The 20485-nt window shown below is 68.6% G+C and carries 12 protein-coding genes and 2 pseudogenes; 6 read left to right on the forward strand and 8 right to left on the reverse strand.

Annotation, left to right across the window (positions count from 1 at the left end; all coding sequences use genetic code 11):
• The first annotated feature begins 255 nt into the window (after positions 1–255).
• Positions 256–408, forward strand: a complete 153-nt coding sequence (locus tag ACFZDA_RS25545; RefSeq protein ID WP_391085812.1) for a hypothetical protein — start codon at positions 256–258, stop codon at positions 406–408.
• A 174-nt stretch (positions 409–582) separates the two neighbouring features.
• Here ACFZDA_RS25545 and ACFZDA_RS25550 read toward each other — a convergent pair whose 3' ends face one another.
• Entirely contained in the window at positions 583–819 is a 237-nt protein-coding gene (locus ACFZDA_RS25550) for a hypothetical protein (protein WP_391085814.1), read from the reverse strand.
• Positions 820–1037: 218 nt separating this feature from the next.
• Between ACFZDA_RS25550 and ACFZDA_RS25555 the strand changes: the two are divergent.
• The 4 genes and pseudogenes from ACFZDA_RS25555 to ACFZDA_RS25570 form a co-directional block, all read left to right on the forward strand.
• A pseudogene (locus ACFZDA_RS25555) lies at positions 1038–1392 on the forward strand (RICIN domain-containing protein); the annotation flags it as partial.
• A gap of 285 nt (positions 1393–1677) precedes the next feature.
• The gene (locus ACFZDA_RS25560; RefSeq protein ID WP_391086490.1) at positions 1678–3213 is read left to right on the forward strand and encodes a sigma-70 family RNA polymerase sigma factor; all 1536 of its coding nucleotides are present in this window, start codon (positions 1678–1680) and stop codon (positions 3211–3213) included.
• 421 nt (positions 3214–3634) lie between these two features.
• The gene (locus ACFZDA_RS25565; RefSeq protein WP_391085816.1) at positions 3635–4261 is read left to right on the forward strand and encodes a non-reducing end alpha-L-arabinofuranosidase family hydrolase; all 627 of its coding nucleotides are present in this window, start codon (positions 3635–3637) and stop codon (positions 4259–4261) included.
• A 42-nt stretch (positions 4262–4303) separates the two neighbouring features.
• Positions 4304–6955 carry an RICIN domain-containing protein gene (locus ACFZDA_RS25570; RefSeq protein ID WP_391085819.1) on the forward strand — a complete coding sequence of 884 codons (2652 nt, stop codon included), beginning with the start codon at positions 4304–4306 and terminating at the stop codon, positions 6953–6955.
• Positions 6956–7259: 304 nt separating this feature from the next.
• Here ACFZDA_RS25570 and ACFZDA_RS25575 read toward each other — a convergent pair whose 3' ends face one another.
• Positions 7260–10085 (reverse strand): glycoside hydrolase family 2 TIM barrel-domain containing protein, encoded by a 2826-nt coding sequence (locus ACFZDA_RS25575; protein WP_391085821.1) that lies wholly within the window; start codon positions 10083–10085, stop codon positions 7260–7262.
• Between the two features lie 116 nt (positions 10086–10201).
• The gene (locus ACFZDA_RS25580) at positions 10202–11548 is read right to left on the reverse strand and encodes a PHB depolymerase family esterase (RefSeq protein WP_391085823.1); all 1347 of its coding nucleotides are present in this window, start codon (positions 11546–11548) and stop codon (positions 10202–10204) included.
• 608 nt (positions 11549–12156) lie between these two features.
• Between ACFZDA_RS25580 and ACFZDA_RS25585 the strand changes: the two genes are divergently transcribed.
• Positions 12157–13575 carry a non-reducing end alpha-L-arabinofuranosidase family hydrolase gene (locus ACFZDA_RS25585; RefSeq protein WP_391085825.1) on the forward strand — a complete coding sequence of 473 codons (1419 nt, stop codon included), beginning with the start codon at positions 12157–12159 and terminating at the stop codon, positions 13573–13575.
• A gap of 478 nt (positions 13576–14053) precedes the next feature.
• Here ACFZDA_RS25585 and ACFZDA_RS25590 read toward each other — a convergent pair.
• The 5 genes and pseudogenes from ACFZDA_RS25590 to ACFZDA_RS25610 all read right to left on the reverse strand — a co-directional run.
• Positions 14054–14236, reverse strand: a pseudogene (locus ACFZDA_RS25590) (ATP-binding protein); the annotation flags it as partial.
• 192 nt (positions 14237–14428) lie between these two features.
• Complete coding sequence (gene yjfF, locus ACFZDA_RS25595) at positions 14429–15451, reverse strand: galactofuranose ABC transporter, permease protein YjfF (RefSeq protein ID WP_391085827.1); 1023 nt, start codon at positions 15449–15451, stop codon at positions 14429–14431.
• The gene (locus tag ACFZDA_RS25600) at positions 15448–16542 is read right to left on the reverse strand and encodes an ABC transporter permease (protein WP_391085829.1); all 1095 of its coding nucleotides are present in this window, start codon (positions 16540–16542) and stop codon (positions 15448–15450) included. The genes yjfF and ACFZDA_RS25600 overlap by 4 nt, the downstream gene beginning before the upstream one ends.
• Entirely contained in the window at positions 16539–18077 is a 1539-nt protein-coding gene (locus ACFZDA_RS25605) for an ATP-binding cassette domain-containing protein (protein ID WP_391085831.1), read from the reverse strand. Before ACFZDA_RS25605 ends, ACFZDA_RS25600 begins: the two co-directional genes overlap by 4 nt.
• 97 nt (positions 18078–18174) lie before the next feature.
• The gene (locus ACFZDA_RS25610; protein WP_391085834.1) at positions 18175–19182 is read right to left on the reverse strand and encodes a substrate-binding domain-containing protein; all 1008 of its coding nucleotides are present in this window, start codon (positions 19180–19182) and stop codon (positions 18175–18177) included.
• Positions 19183–20485: the final 1303 nt, after the last annotated feature.

Genomic DNA, 20485 nt, shown 5'->3' on the forward strand with positions numbered 1-20485 from the left:
TTTGTCCTGGTGTCTGGCTGCTCACCAGCCCCCCGTGACCGCCCAGCCGACCTTCGACGGCCCTCGGCCGAGGTGGGCAAGGCAAACCAAGGTCACAGCACACGGCCTCCCGAGTTCTCGCCCTCCAGGGAGTTGCGTCTCCCCGAGGCCCGGTATGGGACGCAGGCGCTTTCGGCTTCGGCCCGGTCGGACGCGACCCCCTGCGTCCTGAGCGCCGACAGACCCGCGCGAGTTCATCACACGACTGACGTCGTCGTGTCGGAAGGTCCGGGCGACAAGTTCCGTGTCCGGTCCAAGGGCTTGGGCGTCGTGGACAGCGGCTCCTTCATCAGCGCCGTCCACGCGGACGAACTGCGGCGTACCGATGACGGCTGGCGCACCGCCAGGCGCGCCGTACACGTCAAGTGATGCTTGAGGTTCCGGTGGTCGGCTGTCGCGACGTCCCATCCACAACCCGTGCGGAGGGACGCTGGTGCCAGCACGACGAATCAGCGCAGGTCAGCGGCCTGGGGTTTGTTTATTGTCTAGACCACCTTGAGGGCTCCGTGCCCTTCGCGTGCCCTATGTCGAGGTCAAGCTCGCTTACGCAAGCGGCAGTTCACGATGAGGCGTGCGCGTCGAGGACGACATGTCAGCGGACCACAGACAGCTGCGGCCGGTTGTGCCCACCGCCGTCCCGTTGCCCACCCCCTCCTGCGTGGTGACAACGAGCCCAAAGATCAGGTCGTTGAGATCGGCAGGTCGGAGATGAAGCTCGCCGGCCACGTCGGCAGGACGCGTCCCCTCGGTGCGGAGGGCAGCGAACACCTTGCCCAGCACCTGGGAGGTCTCCCGGGAACAGAACCGGACGCGGTCCTCACGCCACACGACCGTAGGACGCTGATCAACGTGCACCTCACCACGAGGGACCCGAAAAAGGTCCCGGCTCAAGGCAACCCTGTGAGGAGTCTGTGACGACAAGGGAGCGGATCCGGCCAGTTCCGGCGGCCGCGATCCGGCTTCCTCCGGTGACAGCATGCAAGGAGAACCTCACCCCCATGGACAACCCCACGAACGGCGGGCGCCGCGGGCGTCATCGCCGTCGCTGGACCGCCACCGGTCTGCTGGTCGGCGTGCCCGCCGTCGTCGTACCGTACCGGCTGGTTTCCATGCGCAGCGGCAAGGTGCTGGACGTCAACGGCTTCTCCACCGCCGACGGCACCCGTATCCAGCAGTGGACCGACCAGAACACCGCCAACCAGCGGACCGACAGCTCCTCCACCTCGCAGGAGTGGCGGATCAGCGAGGTGAGCGGCTCGGACGCCGTCACCTTGACCTCCCCGCGGGAGCGGCCACGTCCTGGACATCTCCGGAAGCTCCACGGCCGAGGGCGCGGCGGTCGTCCGGTATCCGAGATTTCGGCACCCGCCCCGACACCCTGCTCGGCCGCAACAACCTCAGTCAACCGTCCATGAATGCAGGTACGCGATCAACTGCCTCCGAGATCGTCGGTCTTGAACGGGCCGTCCACGAGTCGGCCGCCGGCTACCCGACGGCACCCGCCGTACCAGGCCCTGCAAGCCGGCACGGGCCGGCCCGTCGACCCGAGGCGCAGGCTTTGGCCGCATATCTTGCCGACGCTAGGGGGAGGCGCCGTACTCGGCGGATCGCTCCTCAGAGGGAAGTGGAGTGGAGTTCATGAATGGGGACCACGCGGGGCTGGTCGTCGCGGCGCAGGCCGGTGACGATCGGGCGCGCGAGGAGCTGATCGCCGCGTACCTGCCGCTGCTCTACAACATCGTCGGGCGAGCGCTGAACGGTCATGCCGACGTCGATGACGTGGTCCAGGAAACGCTGTTGCGCGTGGTGCGCGACCTGCCTGCTCTGCGTGCCCCGGAGAGCTTCCGGTCGTGGCTGGTGTCGATCACGCTCCGCCAGATCAATACCCACTGGCACCGGCAACGCACCTTCGCCGACCGGACCACGGTCATCGACGAGGCGCGCCGGATACCGGATCTCCGCGCCGAACCCGAGGACGTGACGATCCTGCGTCTGCATGTGTCGGACGAGCGCCGTCAGGCTGTCGAAGCCGGCCGGTGGCTCGACCCGGATCATCGGGTGCTGCTGTCGCTGTGGTGGCAGGAATGCGCCGGCTCGCTGAGCCGTGCCGACATCGCCGCCGCGACGGGGCTCACGGTCGCCCACGTCGGAGTCCGTCTGCAGCGCATGCGCGAGCAGCTGGAAGTGAGCCGGACGATCGTCGCCGCGCTGGAAGCCGACCCGCGCTGTCCGCAGTTGGACGAGACCGTCCTCGAGTGGGACGGTCTGCGTACATCGGTGTGGCGCAAGCGGATCGCGCGGCACACCCGCGACTGCCCGCTCTGCATGGCGACGACGGCAGAACGGGTTCCGGCCGAACGACTGCTCCTCAGCCTCGCGCCGCTGGCCGTCCCTGCCGGACTCATCGCCGCGCTGGCCGCCAAGGGCCTGCTGTCGGGTACGGCCGCGAGCACCGCCGGGCTGGCCACGGCACACGTCGGCGCGGCGACGAAGGCGGGCAGCCTGCATACCTCGCTGATCGGCAAACTCTATGCGGTGACCGCGCATCCGCTGGCGGGCCTCACCACCGGCGCAGTGCTCATCGCGGGCGGCGCCACCTACGTGGCCTGGCCCGAACCGGCGCCTCGGGTGCCCGGCGTCACCGCCGCTCCCACGGCCGGCCACCCCACGCCGCCCCCGTCGCGCACCACCACCTCGGCCGGGCCGTCCCCGGCGAGTCCGTCCGCCACCGCCCACGCTGTTCCGCTGGGCGCGCATTCGCTGGAGTCCGTGGATCAGCCCGCCCTGTACCTCACGTATGCCGGCGACTTCGCGACGCTCGGCCGGGTCTCCTCGTCCAGCAGCACCCAGGCACGGCAGCGGGTCACCTTCACGGTTGTCCGGGGGCTGGCCGACACACGGTGCGTCACCTTCCGCGCCGCCGACGGCCGCTATCTGCGCCATCGTGACCTGCGGCTACGGCTGAGCACCAACGACGGCAGCGAACTGTTCCGCGAAGACGCCACCTTCTGCGCGCGCCCCGGGGCGGTCGCCGGGTCGGTGACGCTGCACGCGCACAACTATCCCGGATCGGTCATCCGCCACCGCGACGGTGGCATCTGGCTAGACGGCTCCGACGGCACTCGGGCCTTCGCCGGCCAGGCTTCCTTCACCATGCGCAGGGCCTGGGCTTGAGAACCGCTGCTTGAGCATGGGGGACCGAGTCGAGTGCGGCATGCCCTTGCAGCAGGGACGACCAGACCGCGGGGCTCGGCATAACGCTTCTTGCCCGCGAGATACATCACTGAGCGATTGTCCGGACGGCGCGACTTTTCCGTTACGAGAGCGCGAGTTCGGGGGCCTCCCTTTAGTGGGGTGCTCTTCCCGCCGCTCACCATGACGTGCCGGCGTGGGAGGTTCCCCGACTTCCACCGTTGACGTATCCCCTGAAGAAAGCCCCTGCAATGACGCGACACACCCACGAACCCCGGGCGACCGGTACGCGGGAACGGCCCCACGTCCTGCACCGCACCCACGCCGCGGTGGATCAGGCCGCAGCGGCCGATGCGCGCACGATCACGGCACCCAGGGTGCCCCGCGGCCCCCGCGGAGAATCATGAAGGGCCTGCACCGGCTCGGCCGGCGTCGCCGGACATGGGCGATAGGACTCTCGGCCGCGGCGGTGGTCGCCGGTGTCGTGACGATCCTCCCGAACTCCGCCGGAGCCGCGTCACTGGGTACGGAGGCGGCCCCCTCGGGCAGGTACTTCGGCACCGCTGTGGCCGCCGGCAGGCTCGGCGACTCGGCGTACACCGCGATCGCCGACCGGGAGTTCAACATGATCACCCCGGAGAACACCACGGTCATGAGCGACACGAAGGAGAAGCTGTTCGAGGCGCCGGAGGTCTACAAGGTCCAGGGCCAGAACCAGTACCTCATGATCGTCGAGGCGATGGGTGCGCGCGGGCGCTACTTCCGCTCGTTCACGGCCTCCAGCCTGAACGGCCCGTGGACCCCGCAGGCCGCCACCGAGTCCAACCCCTTCGCGGGCAGGGCCAACAGTGGTGCCACCTGGACCAACGACATCAGCCACGGTGACCTGGTCCGCAACAACCCCGACCAGAGCATGACCATCGACCCCTGCAACCTGCAGTTCCTCTACCAGGGCAGGAACCCCTCCTCGGACGGCACCGACTACGTGAAGCTGCCGTACCGGCCGGGTGTCCTCACCCTGAAGCGCTGACCTGCCCGATCCACGGTGACACGCAAGGAGAACTTCACCCCCATGAACAACCCCACGAACGGCGGGCGCCGCGGGCGTCACCGCCGTCGCTGGACCGCCACCGGCCTGGTGGTCGGCGTGCCCGCCATCGTCGTGCCGTACTTCCTGTTCGCACAGGAGGAATCGCAGGCCGCGACGGTCGACGCCAACGCCTACTACCGGCTGGTCTCCGTGCGCAGCGGCAAGGTGCTGGACGTCAGCAGCTTCTCCACCGCCGACGGCACCCGTATCCAGCAATACACCGACCAGAACACCGCCAACCAGCAGTGGAAGCTCAAGCCCACCGGGGACGGCTACTACGAGCTGGTGAACCGCAACAGCGGCAAAGTGCTGGGCATAGCGGGGAATTCGGCCGCCCGGGCGGCCGCCACGGAGCAGCAGACCGACAGTTCCTCCACCTCCCAGGAGTGGAAGATCAGCGATGTGAGCGGTTCCGACGCCGTCACCTTCACCTCGCGCAGGAGCGGCCAGGTCCTGGACGTCTCCAAGGGCTCCAAGGCCGACGGCGCGGCAGTCATCCAGTATCCCGCCACAGGCAGCGCCAACCAGGAGTGGAAGCTGGTGAAGGTGGGCGAGACCCAGGCGGCCGGGGCGGGCACGGCGCGGACCACGGCCGCGACTGGTCCGTATGTGTGGAAGAACGCCCAGGTGGTGGGCGGTGGTTATGTCACCGGGCTGGTGTTCAACCAGCGGGAGAAGGGTCTGCTGTACGCACGTACCGACATGGGCGGCGCCTACCGCTGGGACGCCGCGGCCGAGCAGTGGATCCCGCTGACCGACTGGGTCAGTGAGAAGGACTGGAACCTGCTGGGCATCGACGCGGTGGCCACCGACCCCGTCGACCCCAAGCGGCTCTACCTCGCGGCGGGCACCTACACCAACGACTGGGCGGGCAACGGCGCGATCCTGCGCTCCACCGACAAGGGCCGCACCTTCAAGCGCACCAACCTGCCCTTCAAGCTGGGCGCCAACGAGGACGGCCGCGGGGCGGGGGAGCGGCTGGTGGTCGACCCCGCTAACAACGCCAACCTGCTTCTGGGCACCCGCAAGAACGGCCTGTGGCGCAGCAGCGACCACGGCGTCACATGGAGCCAGGTCTCCTCGTTCCCCGTCAAGAACGGGGCGAGCAGCGGCGGCGGCATCTCCTTCGTGACGTACGGCCCGGCCGGCAGCAAGACGATCTACGTAGGCGTCGGTGACAAGTCCACCTCCCTGTACCGCTCGACCGACGGCGGCAGCAGCTGGCGGGCCGTCTCCGGGCAGCCCACCGGCCAGCTGCCGCAGCACGGCGTGCTCTCCGGTGACGGCTCGCTGTACCTGACGTACACCGACAACCTCGGGCCCAACGGCGTGACGGCGGGTTCGGTGTGGAAGTACACGCCGGGCAGCGGGGCATGGAAGAACATCTCCCCCTCCCAGGGCAGTTACGGCTTCTCCGGTCTGGCCGTCGACCCGCGCAAGCCGTCCACGGTGATGGTCACCACCCTGGGCCGCTGGTGGCCCGAGGACGAGATCTACCGGACCACGGACGGCGGTACGACCTGGAAGGCACTGGCCGACAAGTCGAAGCGCAGCGCCGCCGCCGCTCCTTACGTCGGCACCCACACCGGGCACTGGATGACCGCCCTGGCCATCGACCCCTTCAACTCCGGGCACGTGCTCTACGGCACCGGCAACGGCATCCTGCGCAGCACCGACGCCAACGCCTCCGACAGCGGCGGCACCAGCCACTGGAGCATGGGTGCCCGAGGGCTGGAGGAGACCGCGCTGCTGGACGCGATCGCCCCTCCCGGCGGCGCCACCGTCATCACCTCCATGGGCGACCAGGGCGGCTTCCGGCACGACGACCTGACCAAGGTGCCCTCCGGGCGGCTGGGCAACCCGAAGATGGCCAACAGCACCGATATCGACTTCGCCCAGTCCAAGCCCTCGATGATGGTCCGCGTCGGCCGTGGCGGCGCGCAGGACGGCGCCTACTCCACCGACGGCGGCAGCAGCTGGACCGGCTTCAAGGCAGAGCCGGTGGCCGGTGCCCAGGACGGCCGTATCGCGCTCGCGGCGGACGGCTCCACCATCGTCTGGACCCAGGCCGGTCAGGCCCCGTACCGCTCGACCGACAACGGGGCGAGCTGGTCGAGGGTCAACGGCCTGGGCAACGACGCCGCAGTCGTCGCCGACCGCTCCTCGGCCAAGACCTTCTACTCGCTGTCCGGCGGCACGCTCTACGCCAGCACCGACGGCGGCGCGACCTTCACCGCCCGCGCCGGCAACCTGCCCAGCGGCCGGCTCACGGCCGTCCCCGGCATCGCCGGGGACCTGTGGATCGCCGGCGGTGACAAGGGGCTGCTGCACTCCACCGACGGCGGCCGCACCTTCACCACGCTCAACTCGGTGAAGTCCGCCTCCGCCCTCGGCTTCGGCAAGGCCAAGCCGGGCACCTCCTACCAGGCCCTGTACATGATCGGTACGGTCAAGGACGTCACCGGAGTCTTCCGCTCCACCGACAAGGGCGCCACCTGGCTCCGCGTCAACGACGACGCCCACCAGTGGGGCAACATCGGCGGCAGCGGCGTCATCACCGGCGACCCCGACACCTACGGCCGCGTCTACATCGGCACCAACGGACGCGGCCTGCAGTACGGCGACCCGTCCTGACACAGGCGCCCGCGCGGGGCCGCAGCCACAACCGCCTGCGGCCCCGCCATCACCGAGGGCCTCGCGAAGGCGGGGACCGTCGCAACGAGGGAACACACCGCCGACGGACCCTCGCGCGAGGCACACGGCGCTCCGCTCCCATCCCGAACACTCCACATCGCCGCCTCCACCCACATCGGCACTGGCCGTCACGGTCGAGGGGTCAGGCGCGCGCCTCGGGAAGGTGGGGTCGAGCACCTGTGGGAAGCGCCGGTCGGCAGGGCGCCCGGCCGCATGGTGCGGCGTCGGCGAGGGGGTGGAGGCGCTACTGGGAGAACGAGAAGTACAGGGTTCGAGCGTAGTCGCCCGTCGCCGTGGTGGGGCCGCCGCTGGGGCCGAGCGCGGACGGTGCGTCGAACTTGGTGCCGATGGCCGGGATGGCGTCGAGGAACGACAGGTCTCCCTTCGGGAAGGGCGGCGCGGTATGGCGGGGGTCGGGTCCGAACCGGGGTGTGAAGAGGCGCAGGTAGAGGTTCTCGTCCTCGGAGACCATGGTGATGCGTCCGGCGGTGGTGTGCAGGGACGCCCAGCGGACGCTCGCGTGGTAGCCCTTGAACTCCGGGTACACCCAGCCGTCGGCACCGGTCGCGGTGTCGTTGTACTGCTTCGTCCAGACGTCCGTCGCGACGCCGCGCAGCCGGTTCTTCCACACCCTGTGCGGTCCGTGGCCGAGCCATGTCACGCCGGTCACCTGCGATTCGGGATGGTCGAAGCCGATGCCGAAGAGGTCGTGCTCGCCGGTGAGGTGGTAGCGGTAGCCCAACTGCAGCCAGCCGCTGGGGTGCAGATGCCACCGGACGTGGCGCAGGACGCCGGAGTACTCGGCCCGCACCGTGTAGCCGTTGCCGTCGGGCCCGTGCGTCAGGCGGGTGAGATCGGCCGTTCCGGTGGTGGGCAGCGGGCCGCGGGACAGCGCGAAGTCCCTCCCTCGGTGGGTGACACCGGCCAGCATGCCCGTCGTGGCGTCGAGCGTGACCGTGGTGTGGCGGGATACGAGGGTGAGCCTGTCGTCCGCGAGCCGGCCGCGTACGGCCGGTCCCGGGCCCGTCCGTACCAGCCGTCGGGCCTGGTCGGCGGCGGAGGCGATGGTCCATGTCCAGCGGCGGATCTCGCGGCCGTCGGCGTCGGTGACGGTGAGCGCCAGGGCGTCGGCGCGTCGCCGGCCGGACGGCAGGGGCAGGCGCAGCACTCCTTCCGCGCCGGGCTCGATGTCCGGAGCGGAGGCGGTGCCTTGGGCGCGCACCGTGTGGCCGTCCCGCCGCTGCGACGGGGTGCGGAAGTCCAGGAGTCGCCAAGTGAACCGGCACGTGCGGGTGTTGGTGAAGGCGTAGTGGTTGGTGAGGGCGATCCGGCCGTCGAAGTCGTCCGGCAGGGCGGACATGAACCGCTCCGGCTCCGCGAGTTGTACGGGAGACCAGATGTCCTTGATCGTGTAGAAGCTGGCCTCCTTCTCGCGGAAGGGGCCGAGGATGCCGTCGGGTGCGGCGTTGCCCGCCACATCGATGGCGCCGCCGAGGTCGTCCCGCACGATGCCCTCGTCGATCAGTGACCACAGGAAGCCTCCGGCACAGAGCCGTTCACGGCCCATCAGCTTCCAGTAGTCGTCGAGCCCCGCGCCGGCGCCGCCGTCGTAGAGGCCGTGGAGGAACTCGGTGGGCATGAAGACGTCGCCCTGTTCCTGGAGGATGCGGCGTGTGCTGTCGTACGTCTCGTAGTGGTCGGTGTTGATGCCGCCGAAGTTCGCCCAGGGGTGGAGAACGGCGCGCTGCTGGGGGTCGTGGCGGGCGTAGTCGTCGTCGAGGGCGGTGTTCCAGCCGCCTTCGTTGCCGTTGCACCAGAAAAGGATCGACGGGTGGTTGACATCGCGGGTGACCATCGAGGCGACGAGGGGTCTGCCCGCCTCCTCGGCGTAGGACTTCTGCCAGCCGGCCAGTTCGTCGAGCACGTACAGCCCGAGTTCGTCGGCGAGGTCGAGGAAGTGCGGGTCCGGCGGGTAGTGGGACATCCGGACCGCGTTCATGTTCATCTCCCGCATCAGAAGGATGTCCTTGCGGCTGATGCGCGCGCTGGTCGCCCGGCCGGACGTGGGCCAGATGGTGTGCCGGTTGGCTCCCTTGAGGAGGATCTTGACGCCGTTGACGTACACGCCGTCACCGGGGCGCACCTCGACGGTGCGGAAGCCGAATCTCTCCTCGACGCGATGGACGGTACGGCGGTCGCCGGCGCGGAGCGCGACCTCGACGCGGTAGAGGTGCGGGGTCTCCGCCGTCCACTGCCGGGGGGAGTCGACAGCGGTCCTGAGGGTCACCGTCGTGTCGCCGGGAGCGACGGCCGCGGTGAACGGGGAGCCGACCGGGCGCCCGGAGAGGTCGGTGACCCGGGCGACGAGACGGTCGGCGGAGCCGGTACCCGACAGATGGGCGTCGATCCGCAGCGTGCCGTCGGCGCGGGCGTCGACGGCGATGCGCTCGATGTGCTGGAGCGGGAACGCCTCCAGGTGGACGGGGCGGTAGATGCCGCCGAAGTTCCAGTAGTCGCCCAGGCGTTCGGCCCGGTTGACGGAGTCGTCGGTGGACTCCTTGCTGACCGTCACCTCCAAGAGGTTGTCCTGGCCCGGACGCAGCTTTCCGGTCACCTCGTGCCGGAACCGGTAGAAGCCGCCGCGGTGGACGGGCCCGGCCGGCTCGCCGTTGATCCACGCCTCGGTCTCGGTCATCGACCCTTCGAAGACGAGGAAGACGCGTCTGTCACGCCAGTGGGCGGGGGGCGTGAAGGTGTGCCGGTAGCGGCCCTTCTCCTCCGGGCGCAGATTCCACCCGTAGTTGTACGTGCCGTATCCGTGGAACTCCCAGTTGGACGGAACCGGGATGCTGCCCCAGCTGCCGCTGCGCCGCCCGCTGGTGCACAGGAAGTCCCAGTCGACCGGGTGGTCGGCGTCCTCTCCGGACAGATACACGCGCTCGGTGCGCGTGGAGGCGTCCGTTCCGTCGGCTGTCTCGGCCTCGGCGGCCCGGGCCGAGACCGCGGGAAGGCCTCCGGCGGCGGTGCCGGCGGCGGCCAGGATCAGAACACCACGGCGTGACAACTGCATGACATCTCCAGCCTTCAAGGAGCCGACGGGTGGGGGATGGCAGGGACGTGCGGGGTGGCCGACGGGCCCCCGCCGCAGTGCGGCTCGGCTGTGTCGCCGGGTCCTGGGCGGTGGTGTCAGCCGAGGTCCCACCGCTGGTTGCTGCCGCCGTTGCAGTCCCACAGTTGGACCAGTGCGCCGCTGGCGGTGGAGGCACCGGTCACATCCAGGCACAGGCCGGACTGGACGCCGGTGATGGTGCCGTTGGAGTTGATGTTCCACTGCTGGTTGGTGCCGCCGTTGCAGTCCCATACCGCAACTTTGGCGCCGGCCGCGGTGCCGGTCGCGTCGAGGCACTTCGCACCGCCGTAGACGGTGAGCTGCTTGGCCGACGTGCGGGTCCAGGTCTGGTTCGTGCCGCCGTTGCAGTCCCAGATCTGCGTCTGGGTGCCATTGGTCTGCGAAAAGCCGGGCACGTCCAGGCACTTGCCCGAACCGGTGGCGCGGACCGGACCTGTGGTGGTCCCGCCGGATCCGTCGAGTCCGAAGAAGGTGATGGCCCGGGCCGCCATGCCGCTTTCGGGCAGGGAGTGCCCGACACCCTGGAAGCTGTTCGCCTCGACCGGTGCCTGCGCGCCGGTGGAGCCGTAGCGGGTGCGGGTCCAGTTGGACTGCGGGGAGTCGGTGAAGACCGGGGTCTGGCTCACCCCGAGCACATTGGTCCACTGCTTGATCTCTTCACCGAAGTTCGCGTAGTACAGCGCTTCGTCCTCGGTACCGTGCCACAGCTGCATCCGCGGCCGGGGGCCGGTGTACCCGGGGTAGGCGTTGCGGACGAGGTCGCCCCACTCCTGCGGGGTCTTGGTGATCTTGCCCGTGGCGCAGTCGGTGTTCCAGCCGGAGCCGTTGGTGGTGGCGAAGCAGCCGAACGGCACACCCATGAACGCCGCGCCGGCCTTGAACAGGTCGGGGTACGCGCCGAGCATGACATTGGTCGTCATCGCGCCGGACGAGGCGCCGGTGACGTAGACCCGGCTGGGGTCGGCGTTCATGTTCTGCAGGGTGTACCGGACCATCTGGGCGATGCTCGTGGGGTCACTGCCCCCGTCATGCTTGAGCGCCTGGGGCGAGGAGACGTCGAAGCACTGCCCGCTGACGTTCGCGTCCGGGTAGACGACGATGAACCCGTGCTGGTCGGCCAGGCGGGCGAACTCCGTGTTGGCGTAGAACGTGGGCCCCGTGCCGGTGCAGTAATGCACTGCCACCACCACCGCCGGACGTGCCGGAGCGCTGTCGGGCCTGTAGACGTACATCCGCAGGTTTCCGGGGTTGCTGCCGAAGTTGGTCACCTCGGTCAGTGACGCGGCCGACGCGGTGGTGGCCGAGGCGCCGGTCAGTACGAGCGCCGCGATCAGCGGCGCAATCCCCGTCAGCAGGGCTACCAGTACATCTCTGACGCTTCTCTTCCTGGACTTCCGGGACATGACGCTGTCCTTTCTGGAATCCGGCGCGGCCGGGGAGATGCTCCCGGCCGGCCCGCCGAACCGGAGTGGCAGGCACGGTGGTTGCTGTGGTCGAGGACGTACGAAGATCCTCAAGAGGAGGAAGCGGCACCCGGGTTGTGGAGCGCTTCGACGCTCCCATTGCTCTGGATGTGGTGTCAATGCCCGGGGGAAGCAAGGCAACGTTGCCTTCATGCCTCTTGTTTCGCCACAGAGTTCTCATTGACTTGAGTCGTCAGGTGAAGCGCTTCGACACATGGGACCGCGGCGGGCGGGACCGAGGTTCACCGATCGTCAGGCGCAGGACACCCGTAATGATCACCAAGCCCCTGCCCGCACTGCTACCTGCCCTTCACGCCAAAAAGCCCCGTACAACCACGGAACCCGAACCCGCCTGGTTCAATCCGCGAATTCGGCTCGCGAACTTTGCGCGAGGTATTGACGCGGTTCACCGGAACCCTAGGATCCAGCTGATCGACACTCCGACCCTTGTTCGAGATAACGAACACGTAAGGCGCACCCCGCTGACTTCCGGACAACCTCTGGTGGGACCTACCGGAGCGGCTAGCTCAAAGGATGACGAGGTTCGCATGCACAGACGTAGCTTCAGCCGCAGACACCCGTCTGCGGTGCTCGCCGCCACCGTCGCCGCCCTGGTCGCCCTGGCGGCGACGCTCGTCGCCACCCCGGCTCAGGCGGCCACCACCAGCGCCGTGCGCGGTGTCGGTTCCGGCCGGTGTCTCGATGTGCCGGGCGCCAACCAGAGCGACGGCACGAACCTGCAGATCTGGGACTGCCACGGCGGGACCAACCAGCAGTGGACGCTGACGGACAACAACCAGCTCACCGTGTACGGCAACAAGTGCCTGGACGTTCCGGGCCACGCGACCACGGCCGGTACCCGGCCGGTGATCTGGTCCTGCAACGGCGGTACGAACCAGCAGTGGCGGGTGAACGCCGACGGCACGATCGTCGCCGTGGAGTCCGGGCTGTGTCTGGACGTCAGCGGCGGCGCCACGGCCAACGGCACGGCGGTGCAGCTGTGGAACTGCAACGGCGGCAACAACCAGAAGTGGACGGGTCTCTCCGGGACGCCGAACGCGTGTGCCCTTCCGTCGACGTACCGGTGGACCTCGACGGGTCCGCTGGCGGAGCCGGCGAACGGGGCGGCCTCGTTGAAGGACTTCACCGCCGTGAAGTACAACGGCCAGAACCTGGTCTACGCGACCACCGCGAGCGCATCCGGGTGGCGCGCGACGGGGTTCCGTCCCTTCACCAACTGGTCGGACATGGCGACGGCCCCCCAGACCGCAGTGAGCGGGGCCCCCATTGCGCCCACGCTGTTCTACTTGGCGACCAAGAACATCTGGGTGCTGGCCGCGAACGGGTGGGACACAGGCTGGGCTTTCACCTACCGCACGTCCACCGACCCGACCAACCCCAACAGCTGGTCCGCGCCGCAGCCGCTGTTCACCGGCAGCCTCCCCGTAGGCGGCCCGATCGACCCGACCCTGATCGCCGACGACCAGAACATGTACCTGTTCTTCGCCAATGACAAGGGCGGCATCTTCAAGTCGACCATGCCGCTCGGGAACTTCCCGAGCAGCTTCGGCTCGTCGTACACGACGGTCATGAGCGACACCGAGGACCGCCTGTTCGAGGCCCCGGAGGTCTACAAGGTCCAGGGTCAGAACCAGTACCTCATGATCGTCGAAGCGAAGGGCACGAACGGGCGCTACTTCCGCTCGTTCACCGCCACCAGCCTGAACGGTACGTGGACCGAGCAGGCCGGCACCGAGAGCAACCCCTTCGCAGGCAAGGTCAACACCAACCAGACCTGGACCAACGACATCAGCCACGGTGACCTGGTCCGCAACAACCCCGACCAGACCAAGACCATCGACCCCTGCAACCTGCAGTTCCTCTACCAGGGCAGGAACCCCTCCTCGGACGGCACCGACTACCTGTTGCTGCCGTACCGGCCGGCCCTGCTCACCCTGCAGCGCTGACCCGCCCCCTTCACGGTGTTCGCGATGCGGGACTACCCGCCGACGCGTAGACGAGTTGTCCACGACGTGGGCGAACCCACCCGCTGACCGACCCACCGCCTTGAGGAACCCCAGCCGCGCGTCGGCCGGGGTTCCTCCCTTTCACCCGGCGAGACCGCGGACCGCCTGCGGAGCGGTTGGAAATTACGCACAGACCATCACCGACCATCCGCCGGAGATTCGAGCCGCCAAGAGAGCGCAGCCCAGACCTTGCGATGGCACCGCGGTGAGTGGTTGCCGATTACACCTCCAAGGTCATTCGTACCGCTTCCGCCGGGGCGCTGTCCGGGACAGCTCCCACGAGTCCGATGGCGCAGCCGAACGACAGAAGTCGAGGCGAGTTCGATTCTCGTCACCCGCTCCATGTGAAACCCCCAGGTCCGGGACCCGGGGGTCGTCGAGCCCGGCCGCCAGCTCGCGCCGCCGCTCGTCGTCGGCGCAGCCCGCGCCCGTGGGCATCATTGGCTTCGGGCCTCCGCAGCCGCACGCTCGCCGGGAACCGCGGATTGTGCACTTCGACCCGCAGCGAGGTTTCCTCGCAATACCACTCAACGCGCGGCACCCAGGGATCACCGGCCCGCCCGTAGAGACTGGCGTTGGTCACCAGTTCGGTGTATCGCAACCGCGCGGAGGCGGAAGCGAACTCCTGAAGCGGTAGTCAGGGGCGAGGAGCCACGGTGAACACCGGGGAACGAAGTCCGCGGTCATCGGGCGCCGACACTGTTCCGCCGCAGGTCCCGCTCCATGAAGAAGGCCCAGGTCAGAGACCTGGGCCCATTGTGGTGCCAACGGCGAGTGATCACAGAATTGCCGGTCAGGCCTTCTGACGTGACGTCATGGTCCGTTGGATCAGGATGAAGGCGCACAGCAGCACACCCGTGGCGATCTTCGTCCACCAGGAGCTGAGCGTCCCCTCGAACGTGATGACGGTCTTGATCAGGCCGAGCACCAGCACACCGAAGAGTGTGCCCAGCACATAGCCGGAACCGCCGGTCAGCAGGGTGCCGCCGATGACCACGGCGGCGATGGCGTCGAGTTCCATGCCGACGGCGTGCAGCGGGTCGCCCGACTGGATGTACAGCATGAACAGCAGGCCCGCCAGGGCCGAGCAGAGGCCGCTCACCGTGTACACGGCGATCTTCGTACCGCCCAGCGGAAGACCCATGAGCAGAGCCGACTGCTCGTTGCCGCCGATGGCGTACACACGGCGTCCGAAGCGTGTGTAGTGGAGCAGGTAGCAGGCCGCACCGAGGACGGCCAGGGCCACGAGGGCGCCGATCGACAGTTCCCCTACGCCCAGCGACACCCGCGTCTGGGCCAGGGTGTCCACCGAGGCGTCGCTGATGGAGATCGACTCCTTGCTGATGACCAGGCACAGTCCGCGGAAGAGGAAGAGCCCGGCGAGGGTGACGATGAAGGGCTGGATCTCGAAGTTGTGGATGACATAGCCCATCAGGAAGCCACCGAAGGCGCCCACGGCCAGGGCGAGGGGGACGACCAGGAGCAGCGGCAGGCCCTGACGTTCCACCAGCCATGCCGAGAACATGGTGGTGAAGCCGATCACCGAGCCCACGGACAGGTCGATGCCGCCGGACATGATGACGAAGGTGGCTCCGATGGCTGCGACCAGCAGGTAGCCGTTGTCGATGAACAGGTTGAGGAACACCTGGGGTTCGGCGAACCCGTAGTTCTGGTACCGGCTGAGGCCACCGACGTACATGGCGATGAACAGGGCGGCCGTGACCAGGACGGGCAGACGCCTGTCGCCGAGCAGGCGCGCGGCACGGGAGGCGGTGCCGCTCTCCGCTGCCTTGGGGGTCTGGGCAGTCACGCTCATCGCGACACCTCCATCTTCGGGGCGGCGTCGGCCGCCGGAGCGGGCTCCACCGGGGCGGCGGCCCGGCGCGGTCCCTTGCTGCCCTTCGCGCCGAACACCTTGGCCCGGAACTTCGGGGCCTGCAGCAGGCAGACGACGATGACGACGAGGGCCTTGAAGACCAGGTTGGTCTGGGTCGGCACGCCGATGGTGTAGATCGTGGTGGTCAGGGTCTGGATGACGAGGGCCCCGATCACCGTGCCGCCGATGGAGAACCGGCCGCCGAGCAGCGAGGTGCCGCCGATCACCACGGCGAGGATCGCGTCCAGTTCGATCCACAGGCCGGCGTTGTTGCCGTCCGCTGCCGAGGTGTTGGAGCTGATCATCAGGCCCGCGATGCCCGCGCACAGCGCGCAGAACATATAGACCATGATCTTGATGCGCGTGGACCTGATGCCGACCAGGCGGCTGGCCTCGGCGTTGCCGCCGACCGACTCGACCAGCAGGCCGAGCGCCGTGCGGCGGGTCAGCGCCACGGTGACGGCCACGACGGCGGCCACCACGAAGATGGAGAAGGGCAGGGTCAGCCAGTAGCCGCCGCCGATCAGCTTGTACGGCTCGCTGTTGATGGTGATGATCTGGCCATCGGTGATCAGCTGCGCGACACCTCGGCCCGCGACCATGATGATGAGGGTCGCGATGATGGGCTGGATTCCCATCCGGGCCACCAGGAAGCCGTTCCACAGGCCACAGACGACCGCGGCCACCAGCCCGATGCCCATCGCCAGGAACACCGCGGACAGGGCGTTCTGGTCGGCCTGGTCACTGATGTACGAACAGGTCAGGGCGCCGGTGATGGCGACCACGGCACCGACGGAGAGGTCGATGCCGCCGGTCGCGATGACCAGGGTCATGCCGACCGCCACCAGGATGAGCGGCGAACCGAACAGCACGATCGAGACGAGGCTGCCGTAGAGGTGGCCGTCCGTCATCTTGATCGAGAAGAAGTCGGGTGTGAAGGGGACGTTGACGAGCAGCAGGGCGATCAGGACGGCGACCGGCCAGAACAGGTGGTGATGCGTCAGTGCTCGCCAGCGGGAGGTGGTGGTCACTGGTGTTCTCCGCTCGCGATGGTCTCGAGGATCTTGCTGGTGGTGGTCTCCGGCCCGTTGGCCAGCCGCGCCACCAGCTTGCGGTCGCGCAGCACTCCGATGGTGTGGCTGAGCCGGAGGACCTCCTCCAGTTCGGCCGCGATGTACAGCACTGACATGCCGTCCTCGGAGAGGGAGACCACCAGTTTCTGGATCTCCGCCTTGGCGCCGATGTCGATACCGCGCGTCGGCTCGTCCAGGATCAGCAGCCGCGGCTGGGTGATCAGCCAGCGGGCGAGCAGCACCTTCTGCTGGTTTCCGCCGCTGAGCTGCCCGACGCGGGCCTCCGGATCGACGGGGCGGATGTCCAGCGCCTTGATGTACTTGGCGACGAGTTCGTCGCGCTGGGGGGCCGGGATGGGCCTGGTCCAGCCGCGGGCCGCCTGGAGGGCGAGGATGATGTTCTCCCGCACCGTCAGATCGGGCACCAGGCCTTCGGCCTTGCGGTTCTCCGAGCAGAACGCGACCCCGGCGGCGATGGCGGCGTTCGGGGCGCTCATCGACACCTGCTTGCCGCCGATGGTCATCTTGCCGCTGTCCGGCTGGTCGGCTCCGAACAGCAGTCGGGCGAGCTCGGTGCGGCCGGATCCCAGCAGGCCGGCGAGTCCGAGCACCTCACCCTTCTTGATCTCCAGGTCGAAGGGGGCGATCCCGCCGGTGCGGCCGAGCCCGTCGGCCTTGACCAGGGTCTCGCCGACGTCGGAGTGCATCTGGTGCTCATGCAGCTCTTCGAGCTGGTCCAGGGCCTTGCCGATCATCAACTCGATCAGTCCGACCTGGTCGAGGTCACGGACCAGGTGCTCGCCGACCAGGGTGCCGTTGCGCAGAATGGTCATCCGGTCGCAGACCTCGTAGATCTGGTCGAGGAAGTGCGACACGAACAGGATCGCGACCCCCTCGTCCCTCAACTGCCGCATCAGGCGGAAGAGTTCGACGACCTCGTCGCGGTCGAGGCTGGAGGTCGGCTCGTCGAGGACCAGCACCTTGGTGCCGGATGCCGCGGCGTCACCGTCCCCGGTGCCCACCGACCGTACGATCGCGACCAGTTGCTGCACGGCCAGCGGGTACGAGGACAGCGGCGCGGTGACGTCGATGTCGAGTCCGAGCCGGTCGACCAGCTCCGCCGCCTCCTTGCGCACCCGCTTCCACTGGATGCGGCCGGCGCGGGTGGGTTCGCGTCCGATGAAGATGTTCTCCGCCACCGACAGGTTGGGGCAGAGGTTGACCTCCTGGTAGACCGTGCTGATGCCGGCCTGCTGCGCCTGCAGTGGGCTGCCGAACCGGACGGGCTCGCCGTCGAGGGTGATCGTGCCGCCGTCCAGGGAGTAGACGCCCGTCAGCACCTTGATCAGCGTGGACTTTCCGGCGCCGTTCTCGCCCATCAGGGCGTGGATCTCGCCCGGGAAGAGCCGGAAGTCGACGCCCGACAGAGCCCTGACCCCCGGAAACTCCTTGACTACGCCCGTCATCTCCAGGACGGGCCGCGGCTCTGCCATGGCAGCGCTCCTCATGAAATGGATTCAGTTCCGCGGGGAGCCTCCCGGCCGGGGGATCCCGGTCGGCCGGAGGCTCCCCGCCGGTGGGGACAGTCGGTCAGTACTTGCGGGTGGGGAGCGCGTCCTTGGCCTGGTCCTGCATGAAGTCGCTCTCCTTGGTCTTGATCCAGCGCTCGACCTTCTCGCCGTTGTGGACCTTCTTCACGACATCCATCAGCTGGGGGCCGAGCAGCGGGTTGCACTCGACGATGGCGTTGATCTTGCCCTCGGACATGGCGACGAAGCCGTCCTTCACGCCGTCGACCGTGACGATCAGGATGTCCCTGCCGGGCTTCTTGCCGGCCGCCTCGATGGCCTGGATGGCGCCGATGCCCATGTCGTCGTTGTGCGCGAAGAGCACGTCGATGTCCGGGTTGGACTGCAGGAAGGCCGCCATGACCTGCTTGCCGCCGGCGCGGGTGAAGTCACCGGTCTGGCTGACGACGATCTTCCAGTCGTCCGCGTGGTCCGCGTCCATGACCTCCTTGAAGCCCTTGGCCCGCTCGATCGCCGGGGCGGCACCGGTGGTGCCCTCCAGCTGTGCGATCTTCACGGGGCCCTTGTGGCCGGCCTTTTCGAGGACCTTCTCCAGGATTTTCGCCGCACGCCGGCCCTCGTCCGTGAAGTCGGAGCCGACCAGGGTCACGAACAGGGAGTCGTCGGAGGTCTCGACGGAGCGGTCGGTGAGCACAACCGGGATCTTCGCGGCCTTGGCCTCCTTGAGCACCGCGTCCCAGCCGGTGACGACCACCGGCGAGAAGGCGATGACGTCGACCTTCTGCGCGATGTAGTTGCGGATCGCGGAGATCTGGTTCTCCTGCTTCTGCTGGGCGTCGGAGAACTTGAGGGTGTAACCCGCTTCCTTCGCGGCCGACTTCACAGAGTCGCTGTTGGCGGTGCGCCAGCCGCTCTCCGAGCCGACCTGGGAGAAGCCGAGGGTGATCGCCTTGCTGCCGCCGCCCGAGGAGGAGGCCGTTGTGCTGCCGTCCTCCTTGGCGCAGGCAGCGAGTCCGGCCGCCGCCGCCACGCCGGCCGCCGCGGTGAGGAAGTTTCTTCTGTTGAGCATGCTTGATCTCCTTCGTTGAGCCGGCCCGGGGGTTGGACTCGGTGGCACACGGCTCCTGACGCTGCGTCGGAAACCGTGGGGGCGATGATGTCGTTCTGAGGACCGGCCAACGTTCGAAATGTTGAACATACGAGGTGGCGTCGTCAGAGGATGGTCAGGGCGGGGTGAGGCAGGTAGCGGCTGGATGCGGCGACGGGGAGCCGGTGGTGCGCGCGGCGCCCGAGGACCGGATCGGCGAGCGGGGCGGGGTCAGTAAGGGCGGGCGGAGTGGTCGTGGTGCTGGTGGCGCTGGCCGGCGCGGTCGATTTCTTCGGGCAGGCGAGGCGCGACCGCGCCCCGTCCACGCTGAGGCGCCGGGAACACCGGCTACGGAACGCGGGAGAACCCGGACCTGCGGCGTCGCCGGGAGTACGGGCGCCTATCTGTGCCGGCGTCCGCACCAAGAGCCTTTGATAATCGTCGGCGGCTCAAGACCGCGTCCAGGTCGGTTCGACCCCCGCCACAGTGCGGCCCACGCGCCCGGCCGTGTTCCTGGCAACCTGTCAGGGAGGTGCTGCTGTGCGCCGGGTGTGTCACGGCCGTACCCCCTGAAGTGGTCAGTGATGCGGAGGTCATAGGAGCGCTCTTCGTTCCCACTGGTCAAGAGGTTGAGCGAGAAGCGGGCCATCACGTTTGAGTAACGCGGGTCAGCGGGCGAGGCGGACGGCTCGCCGGTCGCCCGGCGCGGCGGCGCGTTTTTGGGCGGAGATATTGACGCTCGGCGGACCTGGCCATATTTTCGGTCGTCCGCACGAAGGATCGAACCCTGTTCGACATTTCGGGCGATCGACCCGGTAACGGCCCGCCCTCGCACGCTGGAGCGGGTCAGGAGCCGCTAAATGGGAGCACACCGTCATGACGGCAACAGGTCCGGCAGCGCCGCGGTCCGCGCGGCCCCGTCCCTCCCCCGCTGTTGCCCACGGGACGGGACCCCCGAACGCCGGCTGCCTGGCACCCGGCAAGCGCCATCGCTTGCCAAGCTGAGCGCGAGTTCTCGTCATGGCCAAACGCTGGCCTGTCCCCGGAAAGTGTTCAGCACCATCGGACCACAGGCGGCAGCAGCTGACGGACCCTGTCGTGCAAGGGCTGCCGGCCGTTCCTTGAAGCCGTGCCGACAGCATGCCCGTCAGAGCGGACAACAGCGGTCAACAGCGGTGCAATCTCCCCGGCGACCGACACGATCATGGGCTCCTTCCCCGAGTCCGTGACGCGGAGCCTGCGCATCGCCCATCCGCAGCTGGCGGGACCGGCCGTTGTCGGTGAC

Origin of the sequence: Streptomyces sp. NPDC007991, from assembly GCF_042958445.1 — a bacterium.
Classification (GTDB): domain Bacteria; phylum Actinomycetota; class Actinomycetes; order Streptomycetales; family Streptomycetaceae; genus Streptomyces.

Coding starts and splice junctions, on each gene's coding strand:
- ACFZDA_RS25585 (WP_391085825.1), top strand. CDS start 12,157: ATGCACAGACGTAGCTTCAGCCGCAGACACCCGTCTGCGGTGCTCGCC.
- ACFZDA_RS25610 (WP_391085834.1), bottom strand. CDS start 19,182: ATGCTCAACAGAAGAAACTTCCTCACCGCGGCGGCCGGCGTGGCGGCG.
- ACFZDA_RS25575 (WP_391085821.1), bottom strand. CDS start 10,085: ATGCAGTTGTCACGCCGTGGTGTTCTGATCCTGGCCGCCGCCGGCACC.
- ACFZDA_RS25570 (WP_391085819.1), top strand. CDS start 4,304: ATGAACAACCCCACGAACGGCGGGCGCCGCGGGCGTCACCGCCGTCGC.
- ACFZDA_RS25560 (WP_391086490.1), top strand. CDS start 1,678: ATGAATGGGGACCACGCGGGGCTGGTCGTCGCGGCGCAGGCCGGTGAC.
- yjfF (WP_391085827.1), bottom strand. CDS start 15,451: ATGAGCGTGACTGCCCAGACCCCCAAGGCAGCGGAGAGCGGCACCGCC.
- ACFZDA_RS25565 (WP_391085816.1), top strand. CDS start 3,635: ATGAAGGGCCTGCACCGGCTCGGCCGGCGTCGCCGGACATGGGCGATA.
- ACFZDA_RS25605 (WP_391085831.1), bottom strand. CDS start 18,077: ATGGCAGAGCCGCGGCCCGTCCTGGAGATGACGGGCGTAGTCAAGGAG.
- ACFZDA_RS25580 (WP_391085823.1), bottom strand. CDS start 11,548: ATGTCCCGGAAGTCCAGGAAGAGAAGCGTCAGAGATGTACTGGTAGCC.